The sequence below is a fragment of the Paenibacillus sp. DRB1-1 genome, assembly GCF_052119485.1.
In the GTDB taxonomy this organism is placed as follows: domain Bacteria; phylum Bacillota; class Bacilli; order Paenibacillales; family Paenibacillaceae; genus Paenibacillus; species Paenibacillus polymyxa_B.
Map to the genome: position 1 here is coordinate 2330112 of NZ_JBODQH010000001.1, position 17389 is coordinate 2347500.

Genomic DNA, 17389 nt, shown 5'->3' on the forward strand with positions numbered 1-17389 from the left:
TTTCCCTGTATAAATAGGGAGCGTTCGGCTAGCCACTGGATATGATACTTAGACCCAATAAACGTAATAATTAAAGCGTCAGCGGCACCAGCGAGCGCTCACGATGCTGAAATACGGCAAGCTCGCGATAGCCGACTTCATATAGAAGCGCGCGTGCCTTCTCCAAGTGCTCGGACAGCTTCGCCGGATCATGAGCATCCGATCCTACGGTCAGCGGGATGCCTAGCGTAAAAGCTTCTTCCAGCATGCGGCGGCTCGGGAACATCTCGGCACAGGGCTTCGAAAGCCCTGATGCATTCAGTTCCATCGCCCGACCGTTGCGGGCAACGGCTGAGAGTGCGGAGCGCTCCAGTTCACGCAGCTCCTCCATTTCCTCCGGCTTCGGATGATAGCCGAAGCGCTTAATGACATCCAGATGACCCATGATGTCATACAAACCGGTAGCTGCCGCCTTAGAAACCGCATCATAATACGTGCGGTAAACCTCAAGCACATTTTTGCCTTCCCAATGGTGTACCTGACGGAAGTCCGTGACATCCCATTCGCCGAGAAAGTGGACGGAACCAATCACATAATCCCAGGGATACGCGGTGATGATGTCTTCGATTTCTCGTTCCCAGCCCTCGATGTAGTCGCCTTCCAAGCCAACACGAATATCAATTTGCCCTTTAAAACGTTCCTTCAGTTCCAAACATTCTTCCACGTATCGGGGAAGCTCCTCCATAGGCATCGCCATTTCCGGGTAATAGTCAGCCGGTTTTACATGCAGTAGTGGCATGTGATCGGACAAGCCGAGCTGATCCAGACCCAGCCGAATTCCCTGCTGCACATACTCTTCCAGACTTCCTATGGCATGCCCGCAGCGGGCGTGATGCGTATGATAGTCGATTTTCATGCGAGCCTCCCCCTTTCAACACTACAAGAAACCGTACTAATCACGACGAGGACGTTCATGACGGCGATTCAGCTCAGCCAACACGTCATCAAGCGGTAGCTTGCGCTCCTGCAACAGCACCAGCAGGTGATAAATCAAATCGCTGACCTCCAGGCGCAGTTCGTCATTATCTTTATTTTTGGCGGCAATGATCGTCTCGGATGCTTCTTCGCCAACCTTTTTTAAGATTTTGTCTACACCTTTATCAAAAAGATAAGTCGTATAGGCCCCTTCAGGACGTGTCTCTTCGCGCTCCTTAATAATCGCCTCCAGCTGGGCAAGTACCTCAAAGCGGTCTGCTGAATCACTGGAAATATCATCGGTTTGATTTACCAGCGCGTGGTCTCCTGCATTTCCTGCAACAGGTGCTACAGCCGTTCCTGGCGCGGAAATATCACGAAAAAAGCAGCTCGTTGCTCCTGTATGACAGGCAGGACCACTCGGAATGACACGTACCAACAGGGCATCACCATCACAATCCAGCTGGATGGAGGTGATTTTTTGCGTATTCCCCGAAGTAGCCCCCTTGTGCCACAGCTCCTGTCTGGAACGAGACCAGAACCAGGTCTCTCCCGACTCCAAAGATAGTTTCAGCGACTCGCGGTTCATATAGGCCAGCGTCAGCACCTGAAGCGTAGCATCATCCTGCACAATCGCCGAGACAAGTCCTGCCTCATTCCAGCGGACATTATCCAGTATCTGCTCCAGAGATAGCTGTTGGTTCAATTCGTTGCTCATCGTATCTCCACTCCTCTGCGCTTCAAATCCCGTTTTAGCTCAGGGATTCCTATTTCTTTATAGTGAAAAATCGTTGCTGCTAATCCAGCATCCGCTTTGCCCGCCGTAAACACGTCATAGAAATGCTCCTGTTTGCCTGCACCACCAGAAGCGATAACTGGAATCCCGACGGTATCCGATACCGCGGAAGTCAGTGGCAGGTCAAAGCCATCCTTGGTTCCGTCCGCATTCATGCTGGTCAGCAGAATCTCACCGGCTCCCAACTGTTCAGCTTCCTTGGCCCAGGCCAAGGCTCGGATACCAGATGGCGTGCGGCCTCCGTGCGTATACACTTCCCACTCGCCCCACGCCTCGTTGTACTTGGCATCAATGGCAACAACGATACATTGTGAGCCAAAACTGCGCGCACCCTCCGCAATCAGCTGAGGGTTACGTACAGCCGCCGTATTTACGCCGATTTTATCAGCTCCGGCACGCAAAATGCGTTTCATATCATCAACATGAGATATCCCGCCACCTACGGTGAAAGGAATGGCAATTTCCCCGGCTGTCTGACGAACTACTTCTTCCATGGTGGCACGCCCTTCAACTGAAGCAGAAATATCCAGAAATACGATTTCGTCTGCCCCTTCCCGGTCATAAAGCGCCGCCAATTCCACCGGATCGCCTGCATCGCGTAAGTTCACAAAATTAACGCCCTTAACCACCCTGCCATCCTTTACATCCAAGCAGGGAATAATACGTTTAGCCAGCATGCCTACTCCCCCTATGCCTTTGCTACAGCTTGTACGGCGATCTGTAAATCAATGCTGCCTGTATACAATGCCTTACCCACAATAGCACCGCCTACACCCTCTTTCGCATAGGCGCTCAGCGTGATTAGATCGTCCATCTTGCTGACACCGCCGGAAGCGATCACGGTTCGTCCACTGCTTTTCGCAAGCGCTACGATAGCCTCCACATTCGGGCCTTGCATCATTCCATCGCGGGAAATGTCTGTGAAAATGAACGTTTCCGCTCCCTTGGAGGCCAACTCAGCAGCCAATTCGTCCGCTCGAACCTCCGAGGTTTCAAGCCATCCGCGCGTGGCCACATAGCCATTCCGTGCGTCCAGACCAATGGCGATCCGATCACCGTAGGTACCCAATACCGCTTCCGTAAAAGCACGATCCTCAATCGCTGCCGTACCCAAGATCACACGGCTCACGCCCAGCGACAACAGCCGCTCCACATGTTCTCGTGTACGCAAGCCGCCACCCACTTGTACAGGCACTTGCACCGCAGAAGCGATGCGCCCAATGAGCTCATCGTTCACCGGTTGACCTGCTTTAGCACCGTCCAAATCAACCAAGTGAATGTAGGAGCCGCCCAAACGCTCCCATTCTTGGGCAACCTCCACCGGGTTTTCGTTGTATATCGTCTCCTGGTTATAATCTCCTTGTACCAGTCGTACACATTTGCCATCGCGAATATCAATCGCCGGGTATATCGTGAACAAAGTATGACCCCCTTGTGAGCTATTCAACATCTATATGCCTTTACATCAATTAACGACCAAAGTTGGCGTACCACCAACTGCAGACTCACGAATCGTTACGCTCGGTTCTCCGCTTCCGCTAGTTCCAAAAACTGACGAAGCAGTTGCATCCCCATTTCCCCGCTTTTCTCTGGATGGAACTGCATGCCATATACGTGGCCTCTGCCCACGATAGCTGTTACGGGCCCGCCATAATCGGTCACCGCCAGCAGGTCACTATCGACCTCTGGCTTCGCATGATAGGAATGCACAAAATACACATGTCCTTCCTCCAAGCCCTGAAGCAACGGGTGATCCGGCTGAGTCATACGCAGACGATTCCAGCCCATATGCGGCACTTTAACCCCCAGATCAGGAGCAAACCGAACGACCTCGCCTGGCAAAATATTAAGCCCTTCGTGACTGCCGTATTCTTCACCACGAGTGAACAACAGTTGCATTCCTAGACAAACACCGAGCAGCGGTTGTCCCGTGCTTGCAACCTCCTGAATCACCCGATCCAATCCGTTGGAACGCAAATGCTCCATAGCGTCCCCGAATGCCCCTACACCCGGCAAAATCACACCGCTGGAGGAACGAATCACTTGGGCATCTCCCGTTACTACAGCCTCATAGCCAAGACGCTCAACCGCCTTGCTCACACTATGCAGATTGCCTCTGCCGTAATCCACAATGGCAATGGACATGGACTACAGCACTCCCTTCGTTGAAGGCACTCCCGTCACTCGCGGATCAATGGAGGTCGCTTCATCCAGTGCACGTCCCAGTGCCTTGAACACCGCCTCAATCATATGGTGGGTATTTTGCCCGTAGTGAACGATGACGTGTAGCGTCATGCGAGCCTCCAACGCAAATTTCCACAGAAATTCATGCACCAGCTCTGTCGAAAAGCTCCCTACCTGCTGTGATGGATACTCCGCACGATACTCAAAATGGGGTCGGTTACTCAGATCAATGACAACTTGCGCGAGCGCCTCATCCATCGGTACAAAGACGCTGGCATAGCGCTTAATTCCTTTTTTATCACCCAACGCTTCCAGCAAGGTTTGCCCCAGACAAATACCAATGTCCTCCACGGTATGATGATCGTCGATATCAACATCCCCTCTGGCCTGTACATTCAGATCAAATTGTCCGTGCTTGGTGAACAAATCCAGCATGTGATTCAGAAAAGGAACATCCGTTTCAATCTCAGCTTGCCCTGTGCCGTCTACTGCAAAAGATAGCTGAATATCCGTTTCGTTCGTCTTTCGGCTGACGCTGCCTGTACGTCCTTTTACGTTATTTTCGTTCCCCATCGCCATCCACCGCCTTCTTTTCATTGTCCAATCGAACTTGTATCGCCCGTGCGTGACCTTCCAGTCCTTCATGGCGGGCAAGCTGCATAATCGTCTCTCCATTGCGCAGCAGCGCTTCCTTGCTGTAATAGATCATACTCGACTTCTTGATAAAATCATCAATATCCACTGGCGAAGAAAACCGCGCCGTTCCATTCGTCGGGATAATGTGGTTAGGTCCAGCAAAATAATCGCCTACCGGCTCCGAGCTGTACGCTCCCAGGAAAATAGCTCCCGCGTTTTCGATCAGACCCACATGTTCCATCGGCTGCTCTGTCATAATTTCCAAATGTTCCGGTGCCAGTTGGTTTACAATATGGATGCCCTCTTCCAAAGTGTCGACGACAATGATAGCCCCGTATGCCTCCACCGATGCAGCAGCAATATCTCTGCGCGGCAGCTCTGCCAATTGGCGCTGTACTTCAGCTGATACTTCTGTGGCCAAGCGTTGCGAGGGCGTAACCAGTATGGCTGAGGCCATTTCGTCATGTTCCGCCTGTGAAAGCAGGTCAGCCGCTACATAAGAGGCATTCGCCGTGTCGTCAGCCAACACGACAATTTCACTTGGTCCCGCTATACTGTCGATATCCACCGCGCCGTACACCTCGCGCTTCGCCAGCGCTACATAAATGTTGCCTGGACCGCAAATTTTATCGACTGGTTCAATGCTATGTGTTCCGTAAGCGAGAGAGGCAATCGCCTGCGCTCCGCCAACCCTATATATTTCCGTTACACCAGCCTCTGCCGCAGCTACCAGTGTATATGGATCTATCCCTGCCTTGCCGCCTGTCGCCGGGGGTGTCACCATGACAATCTCCGGTACACCAGCCACCTGAGCGGGAATGACATTCATCAGCACCGAGGATGGATAGGCTGCTTTACCGCCCGGAACATACACGCCTACACGTTTCAACGGTCGGATAATTTGGCCGAGCAAGCTACCATCCGGCTGTAAATCCATCCACGAATTACGTTTTTGCTTCATGTGAAAAGCACGGATATTATCCGCCGCCTCTCGAATCGCCTGTAAAAAAGAAGGCTCTACCTTGTCATATGCCGCCTTCAATTCTTCCTCCGTCACACGAAGTTGCTCTGCTATCAGCGATACACCATCAAACGATTGTGTATACCGCAGGACAGCCTCATCCCCTTCTTGGCGTACCGACTGAATAATGGTACGCACAGCCTCATTTTGCTCAGGTGTGCCGTAATCCACCTCCCGTTGGAGACTGAAATCACGGGCTGATACGATCTTCATTTGTCCATTCCCCCTTACTTGCAGCTTGCAGAATGCCCATTAATCATTGGCTTATTCCTTTAGTTCATTTACTCCCGGGGTGCCACCGCAGCTGGAATCACCTGATGCAATCGATCACACAACGCCTGAATCGAGCTGTTTTTCATCCGGTAGCTGACCCGGTTGGCAATCAGACGACTGGTAATATCCAGTATGCTGATCTGCTCGACCAATCCATTCTCCCGCAAGGTCTGCCCCGTTTCCACCATATCAACAATACGGTCTGCCAGACCAATTAACGGCGCCAGCTCAATGGAGCCATTCAGCTTAATAACCTCCACCTGCTGGCCTTGCTCCCGAAAATACTGGGAAGCCACGTTCGGATATTTGGTAGCGACCCGCTGACGAATACCTGGCTGCCAATCTGGTAAAGCAATCACCGACATCCGGCAACGAGCAATCCCGAGATCCAGCAGTTCATACACATCCTTATTCTCTTCCAGCAAAACATCCTTGCCCACAATGCCGATGTCCGCCGCCCCATACTCTACGTACGTAGGAACATCGACGGGCTTCGCCATAATAAATTCCATGCCTAGCTCAGGCAGTGGAATGACCAGCTTACGCGTTTCGTCCACATCCAGTGGAATCGGAACCCCCGCCTGGCGAAACAGCTCAGAAGCCTGCTTATAAATCCGTCCCTTTGGCATGGCTACCTTCAACGTTTCCGTCATGGCAATTCCCTCCTTTGTACTGGCTGTCTTCCTTCTGCTGTATAGCTGTATACCTCTGCGTACAGGCCCTGCTGCTCACGACGTCGATCTTCCGTTCCGCCCGTGAGCCCCGTCACTACAGTAAGGCCTATTGCGCGTAGCTGTGTTGCTGCGGATAACGCCTCTTGGCGTCCCTGTTCGTCATAACGGATAAGTACAGGAAGCTTCGTCTCCATTTGGATACCATCCACACCATCGACGATCCGGTTTGTCTTCAATGCAAATCCCGTTGCAGGTACGGAGCGACCAAACTGCTGAAGCAGATTGTCATAGCGACCTCCGTTGCATACCGGGAACCCAATCTCCGCCGCATAGCCCTCAAAAGTCATTCCTGTATAATATGAGAAATCCCCGATCATGGTAAGGTCGATTAACACATGCTCAGATACGCCGTAAGCCTCCAGCACTTCCCACACCTCGCACAAATGTGCAATGGATCGAATCGTCTGCTGCTCCACACTAAGACGGGTAGCCTGGTCACAAATTTCTTTCCCACCGCGCAACCGAAGAATAGCTTCCAACTTATCCCGATGTTCGGGAGCCAAGCCCAAAGCTCCAATCGCTGTTCGGTAGCCTACTACATCACGACTGAGTAACAGTTCCTTTAGCGCTTGTTGTTCAGCCTGACGGCCAGGAATGATTTCCTCAAATAAACCGTTCAGGAATCCCACATGCCCCATGGCAATTTTAAAAGAGGTCACCCCTGCTGCCTGTAATGATGCAATTGCCAATGCTACAACTTCTGCATCAGCCTCAGGCGAATCATCACCCACCAGCTCCACACCCGTCTGAAAAAACTCCGCTTCTCTTCCTGCTTCTTCCTCAATCGCCCGAAATACATTTGCGTGATAGGAAAGTCGGAGTGGTACTTCCTCTTCCTTTAGCAACGAAGATACCACCCGTGCAATCGGAGCGGTCATATCCGATCGCAGCACCAACGTGGTTCCCCGGTTATTGAGCAATTTAAACAGCTTCCGATCGGAAGTAGAACTGGCCACTCCCACCGTATCGTAGTATTCCATCGTAGGTGTCATAATCTGGCGGTAACCCCAACGCTCCATGCATTCGAGTACATTCAGTTCAATAGCCCGCAACTTCGACACTGCACGCGGAAGATAATCTCGAACCCCTACAGGGATCTCAAATCCTTTTGGCTTAGACATCTCTATCACCTCATGATTTCACAATATCTTTATCATGGTAAAGTGCTAACAAACTAAAGTATATTCGATATATTATCATGCCCTACTTGTGAACGTCAACCGAACAGCGCAGCCCTTTTTTACAGATTCGCCAAGTGGCTGCCCCTCTCTATATTTTATCCAATGCAAAATACATGAATCCTATATGAAAAACATCTATCAGAGTATTTTCCGGAGCAAGACCGCGCTTACCGCTTACGGTAATTTTTGTGCATATGAATTGTTCAGCTCCGCTGAAAATTTATAAATAATTCTATACTCTAAAAAAAGACTGCCAGCCTTAAGCTAACAGTCCAAATCAAAATATTTAGTTATTTACCTGTTCATCTTTACTCCGGGAAGGAAACTTCGGAACCGTGCCCAAACCGATCCATGCAAAGGGTACATATCGAAAACACAACGTCACAATCAGCCATGAGCCAAACAGCGCCAACAACCATCCACCCGCAACAGAGAAGATATATTCTACCGGCGTTCCTTGCAAATCCAACTTGCGATACACCCGCAATAACGCTGGGTGAAGTAAATAAATGCCGAAAGAGCATGCCCCCAGCCAACTGATTAACATTCGCAGCCTATCGTTAGTATGACGATATAATAAGACCGAGAACTGAAACAGTACCAGCGCAGAGACAAGGGCATATGCATTATGGAGCAGTTCATAGATCAGCGAGTCTGCATAGATGGCTTTGCGATATGCTACAAACCAGATTTGTACATATGCTATACCTAGGAGTAGCCAAGCCACCCACAAGCCCCACCAACTGATCAACTGACTGCGACTAATTGCCGTACCTGACACCGGTAAAAGCCACTTTTTAAACCCTTCATATCCAATTGCTACAGCTGCACCCAAGGCAAAATAACTGATATACGTAATCGCAAGACTTCCTCTTTCCTCTTGCCAAACGTATTTGTTCAGCAATACAAACCCCCATTGAATGACTAACCCTACTATCAAAATGACAAAGGCTGCTCTCCGTGGACTCGATATCGAATGGCGTAAACGCTGCACCCCCCACAGCAACAGCGGAAAGACCAAATAAAATTGGATGATGATGATGACATAATACAAATGCGTGTACGCCTTTCCCGTTAACAGCACGAGCGGAAGATCACTGAGCGGCATCAACCCGCGTGTCACCAAGGTTACATAGTACATAAGAGAAAACGAAACATAGGGTAACACAATAAACATCAGTCTTTTTCGGAAAAATATAAGCATATCCTTACCACGAAGCGGCCTATCGACATAATTGTAAAATAAAACAAACCCGCTCACAAAAATAAATACGGGCACAGCAAAGCTACTAAACACATTTAAAAATAAAAAGGGATAAAACAATAGAGAATGACGCGCATCAATTAAAGCCATTGAAGTCGCATGAATGGTAACAACGGCTGCAATTAATATTCCCCGGTAAATATCAAGCTCTGGTATACGTTCTTTTTTGACCAAATCAACACGCTCCCATATCACCTTGCAAATATGTCTGTTATCAATTTTTAAACATAATTAACATGCATTACCCCACTTATTATACAGAAAAACAATGCAAGAAAGACCCCTTAATACATAAGGGGCCTTTCTATTGTGCTATTTACTGCTCATTCACACCAGAGCGTCTTAAATCACGTAACGGATTGCCACCCACAAATGCACCTGCGGGCACGTCTTTATGCACGACGGCTCCGGCCGCTACGATAGCTCCGTCACCGATGGTGACACCCGGCAAAATGGTTGTGTTTGCGCCGATCAACACATGATCACCAATCACCACTTTACCGATACGATATTCCTGTATGAGGTATTCATGAGCCAGTATCGTCGTGTTATACCCAATGACCGAATTGTTCCCTATCGTAATATGCTCCGGAAAAAAAACATCCACCATCACCATCAGGCCGAAGGCCGCATGTTGCCCCACCTTCATCCCCAGCATTCTGCGGTAAATGACGTTTTTCAGAGAAAGCACAGGACAATACCGGGCAATCTGTATAAAAATAAAGTTCTTAATGCCTTTCCAGCGGCTCACCGTCCGATAAATCTGCCACAACGCATTGGGACCTTCTACAGGATAGCGGTTCACCTTTCTCACGATACATTGACACCTTGAAGCTCCAGCTTCAGCAAATCCCGCATATCATGCAACATGTAGTCAGGCCCATATCTGCGCAGAGTTTCCTCGCCCTTGAGCGACCAAGCTACACCAGCCGATTTCACACCTGCTGCCTGAGCTGACAAAATATCAAAAGAACTGTCTCCGACCATCAATGTGTGCTCTGCTTCAGCATTCAAACCTGCCAAGGCCTTAAGCACTGGCTCAGCGTGTGGCTTTGGATGCTCCACATCGTCTACCGTCACAATATAGTCCATAGAGGAAGTCAGATTGAACAGATTAAGTACACGTATCGTGGATGGTCGTATTTTTGTTGTCACAACCCCCAGCTTAATTCCTCTCGCACGCAACTCCTGAATAACCTCAATGACATATGGAAATGGCTTCACCATTTGATCATGATGAATCTGATTATAAGCACGGTAGTCCTTAACTAACCCAGATACATCCGTTAATCCCGAAAAAGTACGGAGTTGATCGTCCAGCGTTCCACCCATATGAGGAATAATATGCTCCCGCGTCAGCGGATCAGCATCCGGATGATTCAAAATGTGTAAAAATGTACTGATAATCAACTCATTCGTATCCATGATGGTGCCGTCTAAATCAAACAAAATCGTATTTATCATAGATGCTCCTTCTTGTCCTCGTCCGTGTCTTCCTTAGGTAGCTTATCCGCCGTAGCTGTTGGAGGAACCGCGTCCTGTCCTGGACGGGATACCTGTTCTGGCGTCACGTCAGGTACCTGATCAATCCCCGCTTTGCTGGAGATAATCGGATCGCTATACCGAGCAACAGATGTGCCCTTCCGGCGACGAACCAAAATGAAAATCACGGCAGCTACCACAATGAAAATAGGCAGCAATTGCGAGATCCGTACATTACCGTAACTCGGGTCCAGATGCCCTGGTTCAAACCCTAACCACACCATAGGAGACCACAAAGCATTCACAAAGGAAGCCAGCCAATCCGGTCCCTGAAAAGCCAAACTATCCGTCCGTACACGCTCGATGAAAAAACGGCCAATCGAGTACCAAATGAAGTAAAACGCGAACATTTCGCCTGCACGTATAAATTTCATACGACGAATGACAAGCAGCAAAATCACACCTACAATACTCCACAGTGATTCATATAAAAATGTAGGGTGATGGAATACCCCGTTAACGTTCATCTGATTCACAATGAAATCCGGCAGATGCAGTTGATTTCGCAAAAAAGTCTCTTCCGTCGGTCCACCGTAGGCTTCCTGATTGACAAAATTACCCCAGCGTCCAATCGCTTGACCGATCAGTAAGCCTGGTGCACAAATATCAGCGATACGCCAGAAGTTATACCCTTTATACCGGAAATAAATGACCGCACATATAATGGCCCCGATTAAGGCACCGTATATCGCAATACCGCCATTCCAAATTTTAAAAACATCCCATAAATTATCTCTGTAGTCTTCCCATTTGAAGGCTACATAATAAATACGCGCTCCAATAATAGCTGATGGAACCCCCAGAAGCAGCATATCCATAAAAAAGTCCTGCGGAATACCGAATCTTTTTCCTTCACGGATGGCGAGATATAAACCCACAAGCGCCGCCAGCCCCAAAATAAGCCCATACCAGTGGACTTTAATTGCCCCGATTGAAAAAGCGATCGGATTCAGCAGTAATGTTGCCGTTGACATATGTTTCTCTCACTCCTCGTTCTTCCTTGCAAACGAACAAATCTTAATCCATCTCTTCCATATCTTCAGAAATTGTAGCAGTCAGCTTGTTGGTAAATTGCAGGGCTGCATTAACGCCCATTTGTTTCAAACGATAGTTCATCGCCGCCACCTCGATAATAACAGCCAAGTTTCGGCCCGGACGAACTGGGATCGTAACCAGTGGAACATCTGTATCAATAATGCGTGTCGTTTCCTCATCAAGACCAAGACGGTCATACTGCTTGTCCTGCTGCCATGCCTCCAGACGGACAACCAATGTTATCCGTTTGTTATTACGAACTGCACCAGCACCAAACAGCGTCATCACATTAATAATGCCCACGCCACGAATTTCCAGCAGGTGACGAATCAGCTCAGGTGCTGTACCATGCAGCTGAAAGTCGGACGTTTGCCGAATTTCTACCGCATCATCTGCTACCAAGCGATGTCCACGTTTAACCAGTTCCAGTGCTGTTTCACTTTTACCAATTCCACTACTTCCTGTGATAAGCATTCCCACGCCATACACGTCACACAGTACACCATGAATGGTCGCCGTAGGAGCCAGCTTTCTTTCGAGAAAGCCTGTGATGCGGCTTGATAAAATCGTCGTCGCCATATTAGTACGCAGTACAGGAATATCTCGCTCTGCGCTCGCCTTCACTAACTCAGCCGGTACCTCCAGAGCACGTGTGATGATAATACATGGAGTCAGCTCTGTACACAGACGCTCCATCCGATCCCGTCGCTCCTCAGGAGGCAGCATCCCCAGAAAAGCCAACTCAGACCTTCCCAGAAGCTGTACCCGCTCCTGTGTATGATATTCAAAATACCCAGCCATCTCCAGACCTGGGCGATTCAAATCATCCACTGTGATCAGTCTTCGCAGACCCTTTTCACCAGAAATAACTTCCATTTGAAACTGCTGTACAAGCTCGGATACCTTTACCTGTTTAGCCATTGTATTCTCCCCTTCATCTGCAAAACCGGATTCTATACGTCATTTGATTTATGTAGCTTTACCCTATTAACCATACAGCCCAACGCCAGTCTATGCTGCACTGCACCAATCCACACTCCACTTAATTTAACACTATGGTTCCAGGCTAACTCTATTCCGACAGCTGGATTGATCCCATCTAGGGACCTTGCCTGCATCTAGACCTGTACCATTGTACCCATCGTATCGGAATTTTCCAATGAATGCAATGCCGAAGCTAGTAGCCGTATGCGATATACAGAAAGAGTCGCAGTTCTCCGCTTGGGGAAAACTGCGACTCTCTTCCAGAGGCAAATTTTATTCGCCAACCAGAATACTCAATTCCGATTCCTTATCAAAAATATGAACCTTGTTCATATCAACAGCCAACTTCGCTTTGACACCATCACGAGTATTGGAACGTCCGTCTACACGGGCAATAATCGTATCATTTCCGGCACCGCTCAGGTACAACAGCATTTCATGACCGAGATTTTCCGTTACATCCACAGTGGATGTAAAGATCGTATTCGGAGAAGCCTCCAAGAATACAGGCTCTTCATGAATATCCTCAGGACGGATACCCAAGATCACATCTCTGCCGATATAGCCTTTCGCTTTTAAAATCTGTCCTTTACCTTCTGGTACGAACAGATCCAGACCCGGCGCAGTAAAATGCAATGCACCTTCTTTTTCAACCAGCTGACCTGTGATAAAGTTCATCGTAGGAGAGCCGATAAAACCAGCTACGAACAGATTCACTGGACGGTTGTACAGTTCATCCGGGGATGCAGCTTGTTGAATGATACCATCCTTCATAACGACAATCCGATCACCCATCGTCATGGCTTCAATTTGGTCATGTGTTACATAGATACAAGTGGTTTCAAGGCGTTTAACCAGTTTAGTGATTTCAGCACGCATTTGACCACGAAGTTTAGCATCCAAGTTGGAGAGCGGCTCATCCATCAGGAAGACTTGAGGATCGCGGACGATCGCACGGCCCAGAGCGACACGTTGGCGTTGACCACCGGACAGCGCCTTAGGTTTACGTTCCAGCAAGTGCTCGATATCGAGGATTTTGGCAGCTTCACGTACTTTCTTGTCGATTTCTTCTTTCTTAACTTTGCGCAGTTTCAGACCGAACGCCATGTTCTGGTACACGCTCATGTGCGGATACAGGGCGTAGGATTGGAATACCATCGCGATATCGCGATCCTTTGGAGCCACGTCATTCACAACACGATCCCCAATGTACAATTTACCATCTGAAATTTCCTCCAGACCAGCAATCATACGAAGTGTAGTAGACTTCCCGCAACCGGAGGGACCAACCAATACGAGGAATTCTTTATCTCGAATGTCCAAATTGACATCAACAACCGTAGCTTTATCTGCACCCGGATATTTTTTGAAAATATGCTCTAAACGTACACCAGCCATAGCTTTTGCCTCCTAAGATCGAGTTATGAAATCGAATACATTTCTTACTTGTATCTTACCCTAGTCCTTGTAGCGTGGCTATTCGCAAACTGCACAAAGATGCTATTTCCTTTTTGTCACTTTGTACAATAGCAGATAGAGCTTGACCAAAACTGCATCATTAAACGTTCGCACGTCCAATCCGGTCTCCTGTTTGATCTTGTCCAAACGGTAAATCAATGTATTTCGATGCACATAGAGACGCTTAGCTGTCTCACTCACATTACAATCTAGTTGAAAAAAGATATCTAATGTAGCCATCGTTTCTGAGTCTTCCAGTATGACAGATGACTTCATTACCTGCTCTAAAAATAGTACGCGTTGTTCCTTGGGAATGCGGTTTAATAGCCTTTCTAAATGAAGCTCCCATGAAAAGTGGATGTGCTCTGTTACATGAAAAATCTTGCCCAGATGTATCGTCTCCCATAACAAATTCAGCTCTTGGGGAAGACTTTGCAAAGGGATCGAAGGCTTAGAAACCGCCAAATGGAATACACCCACCCACTCATTCGCAATAAGCTCATATAGGCCCAAGCTAAAGGCTGTAAGAACCTCCTCCAGCGATTCCGTAAAATCTGCATCCCTGGACTCAGTGTCTTTATCCCGTTCATCGTCCGCTCCTAATAAAAGCTCCTTTTTAGCCATAATCAGCCAAGACTGTTCGTCCAATGGAGTAAGCAGCACATCCCCTCCAAAATAGCTCGCGAACAATCGATGAAGCTGCGTATAAGTAATAGCCCCCTCCTGGGTTCCCTCGCCATTCAGTAAAATCGGAACCATACACGCTGATAGCGAATCACGAAGCTGCAATTCATCAGGAACCTCTTCTTCCCTGTTTAGATTGGCAGCCTGCTGTATGAGCCATTGTCCAAAACGATTCATCCGCTCTTCCTCGCTATAAATCGGGTTGTCCGACAATTGTGGACCGTTCTTCCAGAACTGCTCCATGTTTGCCAATAACGCTTCTACCAGTTTCCGTTCTCGATCCGTCAAATAACTGGCCTCTACCACAAAGGCAGCCAATTCACCTGCCAACGCACGAAACGGAAAATATAACTTGTTGTCACGGACAAACGATCTATCCGGAATAACTGAATCGGCTGTCTCTCCTTCTGCCATCATTTCCGGGCACCAAGGCACTATGGTAAAAGGCGCTTGAATAATATTCTGAAGCTGTTGCTGAATCCATTCTGTATCCAGAGTCACGCGATCACCACTTCACTTTTTTTAGAATATAGAATAAGCACTAAGCGAACATAATGAACTCATTATAACCTGTCGATACCGTAAAATAAAAAAGCTATATAAAAACATAACTTAAAACAATACAAAAAAAGCCATCAACCTATAGTTGATGACTTCTGATGAGCCATGAAGGACTCGAACCTTCGACACCCTGATTAAAAGTCAGGTGCTCTACCAACTGAGCTAATGGCTCGTAAAACTGGTGGAGGATGATGGATTCGAACCACCGAACCCGTAAGGGAGCAGATTTACAGTCTGATGCGTTTGGCCACTTCGCTAATCCTCCATATAAAGGTGGCTCGGGACGGAATCGAACCGCCGACACGAGGATTTTCAGTCCTCTGCTCTACCGACTGAGCTACCGAGCCATACCCATTAACAAAAAAATAAAGTGCGGAGGGATACCCCTTCCCACTTTAGTACGGCAAAACTATTGAATTGAAAAATGGCGGAACTGACGGGATTCGAACCCGCGATCTCCTGCGTGACAGGCAGGCATGTTAGGCCTCTACACCACAGTTCCCTATATTTTTCAAAATTTAAAAATGGTGCCGGCGAGAGGACTTGAACCCCCAACCTACTGATTACAAGTCAGTTGCTCTACCAGTTGAGCTACACCGGCACGATGGTGGAGGCTGAGGGGATCGAACCCCCGACCCTCTGCTTGTAAGGCAGATGCTCTCCCAGCTGAGCTAAGCCTCCTGGGTATGTATGGTAGCGGCGGAGGGGATCGAACCCCCGACCTCACGGGTATGAACCGTACGCTCTAGCCAGCTGAGCTACACCGCCATAACATAATATTTCGCTAGCTTGTCCTAAATGGCGGAGAGAGAGGGATTCGAACCCTCGCACCACTTTCGCAGTCTAACCCCTTAGCAGAGGGTCCCCTTATAGCCACTTGGGTATCTCTCCATATAAACGGACTCGCTTAGCAAAACTCCGCAAGTTATTCTGTATCTCACCAAAGTGATTTGGAATATCAAGCGCAATTTCAAGGTTACACCCTGAAAACTGGATCCGAAACTCATTTGCGTTTTATTTTTAGGATAAGCCCTCGACCGATTAGTATTGGTCAGCTCCATGCATTACTGCACTTCCACCCCCAACCTATCTACCTCGTCGTCTTCAAGGGGTCTTACTAATTGGGAAATCTCATCTTGAGGGGGGCTTCACGCTTAGATGCTTTCAGCGCTTATCCCTTCCGTACATAGCTACCCAGCGGTGCTCCTGGCGGAACAACTGGTACACCAGCGGTACGTCCATCCCGGTCCTCTCGTACTAAGGACAGCTCCTCTCAAATTTCCTACGCCCACGACAGATAGGGACCGAACTGTCTCACGACGTTCTGAACCCAGCTCGCGTACCGCTTTAATGGGCGAACAGCCCAACCCTTGGGACCTACTTCAGCCCCAGGATGCGATGAGCCGACATCGAGGTGCCAAACCTCCCCGTCGATGTGGACTCTTGGGGGAGATAAGCCTGTTATCCCCAGGGTAGCTTTTATCCGTTGAGCGATGGCCCTTCCATGCGGTACCACCGGATCACTAAGCCCGACTTTCGTCCCTGCTCGACTTGTAGGTCTCGCAGTCAAGCTCCCTTCTGCCTTTGCACTCTTCGAATGATTTCCAACCATTCTGAGGGAACCTTGGGGCGCCTCCGTTACTCTTTAGGAGGCGACCGCCCCAGTCAAACTGCCCACCTGACACTGTCCTCGCACCGGATTACGGTACCAAGTTAGAACCTAGATACGATCAGGGTGGTATCCCAAGGATGCCTCCTCTCAAGCTGGCGCTCAAGATTCAACGGCTCCCACCTATCCTGTACAGATCGTACCCAAATTCAATATCAAGCTGCAGTAAAGCTCCATGGGGTCTTTCCGTCTTGTCGCGGGTAACCTGCATCTTCACAGGTATTAAAATTTCACCGGATCTCTCGTTGAGACAGCGCCCAAGTCGTTACGCCATTCGTGCGGGTCAGAATTTACCTGACAAGGAATTTCGCTACCTTAGGACCGTTATAGTTACGGCCGCCGTTTACTGGGGCTTCGGTTCATAGCTTCGCCCCGAAGGGCTTACCACTCCCCTTAACCTTCCAGCACCGGGC

16 protein-coding genes, 8 tRNA genes and 1 rRNA gene (1 of these 25 running past the window's edge) are annotated in these 17389 nt (G+C 48.8%); all 25 read right to left on the reverse strand.

Annotation, left to right across the window (positions count from 1 at the left end; all coding sequences use genetic code 11):
* Positions 1-70: 70 nt before the first annotated feature.
* On the reverse strand, positions 71-895 hold the full coding sequence (hisJ, locus tag ACQW03_RS10280) for a histidinol-phosphatase HisJ (RefSeq protein ID WP_441949593.1): 825 nt from the start codon (positions 893-895) through the stop codon (positions 71-73).
* A gap of 36 nt (positions 896-931) precedes the next feature.
* Positions 932-1672, reverse strand: coding sequence for a bifunctional phosphoribosyl-AMP cyclohydrolase/phosphoribosyl-ATP diphosphatase HisIE (hisIE, locus tag ACQW03_RS10285; protein WP_441949595.1), 741 nt, complete (start codon positions 1670-1672; stop codon positions 932-934).
* Positions 1669-2427: an imidazole glycerol phosphate synthase subunit HisF gene (hisF, locus tag ACQW03_RS10290; protein WP_013308248.1), complete on the reverse strand. Its 759-nt coding sequence runs from the start codon at positions 2425-2427 to the stop codon at positions 1669-1671. Before hisF ends, hisIE begins: the two co-directional genes overlap by 4 nt.
* 11 nt (positions 2428-2438) lie before the next feature.
* Positions 2439-3170, reverse strand: a complete 732-nt coding sequence (gene hisA, locus ACQW03_RS10295; RefSeq protein ID WP_071639082.1) for a 1-(5-phosphoribosyl)-5-[(5-phosphoribosylamino)methylideneamino]imidazole-4-carboxamide isomerase — start codon at positions 3168-3170, stop codon at positions 2439-2441.
* Between the two features lie 95 nt (positions 3171-3265).
* On the reverse strand, positions 3266-3895 hold the full coding sequence (gene hisH / locus ACQW03_RS10300) for an imidazole glycerol phosphate synthase subunit HisH (RefSeq protein ID WP_441949598.1): 630 nt from the start codon (positions 3893-3895) through the stop codon (positions 3266-3268).
* A 3-nt stretch (positions 3896-3898) separates the two neighbouring features.
* Positions 3899-4507 (reverse strand): imidazoleglycerol-phosphate dehydratase HisB, encoded by a 609-nt coding sequence (hisB, locus tag ACQW03_RS10305; protein ID WP_071644167.1) that lies wholly within the window; start codon positions 4505-4507, stop codon positions 3899-3901.
* Complete coding sequence (gene hisD, locus ACQW03_RS10310; protein ID WP_441949600.1) at positions 4491-5804, reverse strand: histidinol dehydrogenase; 1314 nt, start codon at positions 5802-5804, stop codon at positions 4491-4493. The genes hisB and hisD overlap by 17 nt, the downstream gene beginning before the upstream one ends.
* Before the next feature lie 68 nt (positions 5805-5872).
* On the reverse strand, positions 5873-6517 hold the full coding sequence (gene hisG / locus ACQW03_RS10315) for an ATP phosphoribosyltransferase (RefSeq protein ID WP_071639079.1): 645 nt from the start codon (positions 6515-6517) through the stop codon (positions 5873-5875).
* Entirely contained in the window at positions 6514-7719 is a 1206-nt protein-coding gene (locus ACQW03_RS10320) for an ATP phosphoribosyltransferase regulatory subunit (RefSeq protein ID WP_441949602.1), read from the reverse strand. The genes hisG and ACQW03_RS10320 overlap by 4 nt, the downstream gene beginning before the upstream one ends.
* Positions 7720-8065: 346 nt before the next feature.
* Positions 8066-9217, reverse strand: coding sequence for an acyltransferase (locus ACQW03_RS10325; RefSeq protein ID WP_076293795.1), 1152 nt, complete (start codon positions 9215-9217; stop codon positions 8066-8068).
* Positions 9218-9359: 142 nt separating this feature from the next.
* Entirely contained in the window at positions 9360-9857 is a 498-nt protein-coding gene (locus tag ACQW03_RS10330) for an acyltransferase (protein ID WP_023986468.1), read from the reverse strand.
* On the reverse strand, positions 9854-10507 hold the full coding sequence (ppaX, locus tag ACQW03_RS10335; protein WP_013308234.1) for a pyrophosphatase PpaX: 654 nt from the start codon (positions 10505-10507) through the stop codon (positions 9854-9856). Before ppaX ends, ACQW03_RS10330 begins: the two co-directional genes overlap by 4 nt.
* Positions 10504-11559 carry a prolipoprotein diacylglyceryl transferase gene (lgt, locus tag ACQW03_RS10340; protein WP_071639075.1) on the reverse strand — a complete coding sequence of 352 codons (1056 nt, stop codon included), beginning with the start codon at positions 11557-11559 and terminating at the stop codon, positions 10504-10506. The genes ppaX and lgt overlap by 4 nt, the downstream gene beginning before the upstream one ends.
* A 43-nt stretch (positions 11560-11602) precedes the next feature.
* A complete protein-coding gene (gene hprK, locus ACQW03_RS10345; RefSeq protein ID WP_441949606.1) occupies positions 11603-12541 on the reverse strand; it encodes an HPr(Ser) kinase/phosphatase in 939 nt (312 codons plus the stop codon).
* 336 nt (positions 12542-12877) lie between these two features.
* Positions 12878-14002 carry an ABC transporter ATP-binding protein gene (locus tag ACQW03_RS10350; RefSeq protein WP_071639073.1) on the reverse strand — a complete coding sequence of 375 codons (1125 nt, stop codon included), beginning with the start codon at positions 14000-14002 and terminating at the stop codon, positions 12878-12880.
* Between the two features lie 102 nt (positions 14003-14104).
* The gene (locus tag ACQW03_RS10355; RefSeq protein WP_071639072.1) at positions 14105-15247 is read right to left on the reverse strand and encodes a PucR family transcriptional regulator; all 1143 of its coding nucleotides are present in this window, start codon (positions 15245-15247) and stop codon (positions 14105-14107) included.
* Positions 15248-15406: 159 nt separating this feature from the next.
* Positions 15407-15479 (reverse strand) — tRNA-Lys (locus ACQW03_RS10360).
* A gap of 7 nt (positions 15480-15486) precedes the next feature.
* Positions 15487-15572, reverse strand: a tRNA-Tyr gene (locus ACQW03_RS10365).
* Positions 15573-15581: 9 nt separating this feature from the next.
* Positions 15582-15654: transfer RNA gene (locus tag ACQW03_RS10370), tRNA-Phe, on the reverse strand.
* A 78-nt stretch (positions 15655-15732) separates the two neighbouring features.
* A tRNA-Asp gene (locus tag ACQW03_RS10375) sits at positions 15733-15809 on the reverse strand.
* A gap of 23 nt (positions 15810-15832) precedes the next feature.
* Positions 15833-15908: transfer RNA gene (locus ACQW03_RS10380), tRNA-Thr, on the reverse strand.
* Between the two features lie 4 nt (positions 15909-15912).
* A tRNA-Val gene (locus tag ACQW03_RS10385) sits at positions 15913-15988 on the reverse strand.
* Between the two features lie 10 nt (positions 15989-15998).
* A tRNA-Met gene (locus ACQW03_RS10390) sits at positions 15999-16075 on the reverse strand.
* A gap of 31 nt (positions 16076-16106) precedes the next feature.
* Positions 16107-16198: transfer RNA gene (locus tag ACQW03_RS10395), tRNA-Ser, on the reverse strand.
* A 130-nt stretch (positions 16199-16328) separates the two neighbouring features.
* Positions 16329-17389, reverse strand: a 23S ribosomal RNA gene (locus ACQW03_RS10400); it runs 1868 nt beyond the window's last position.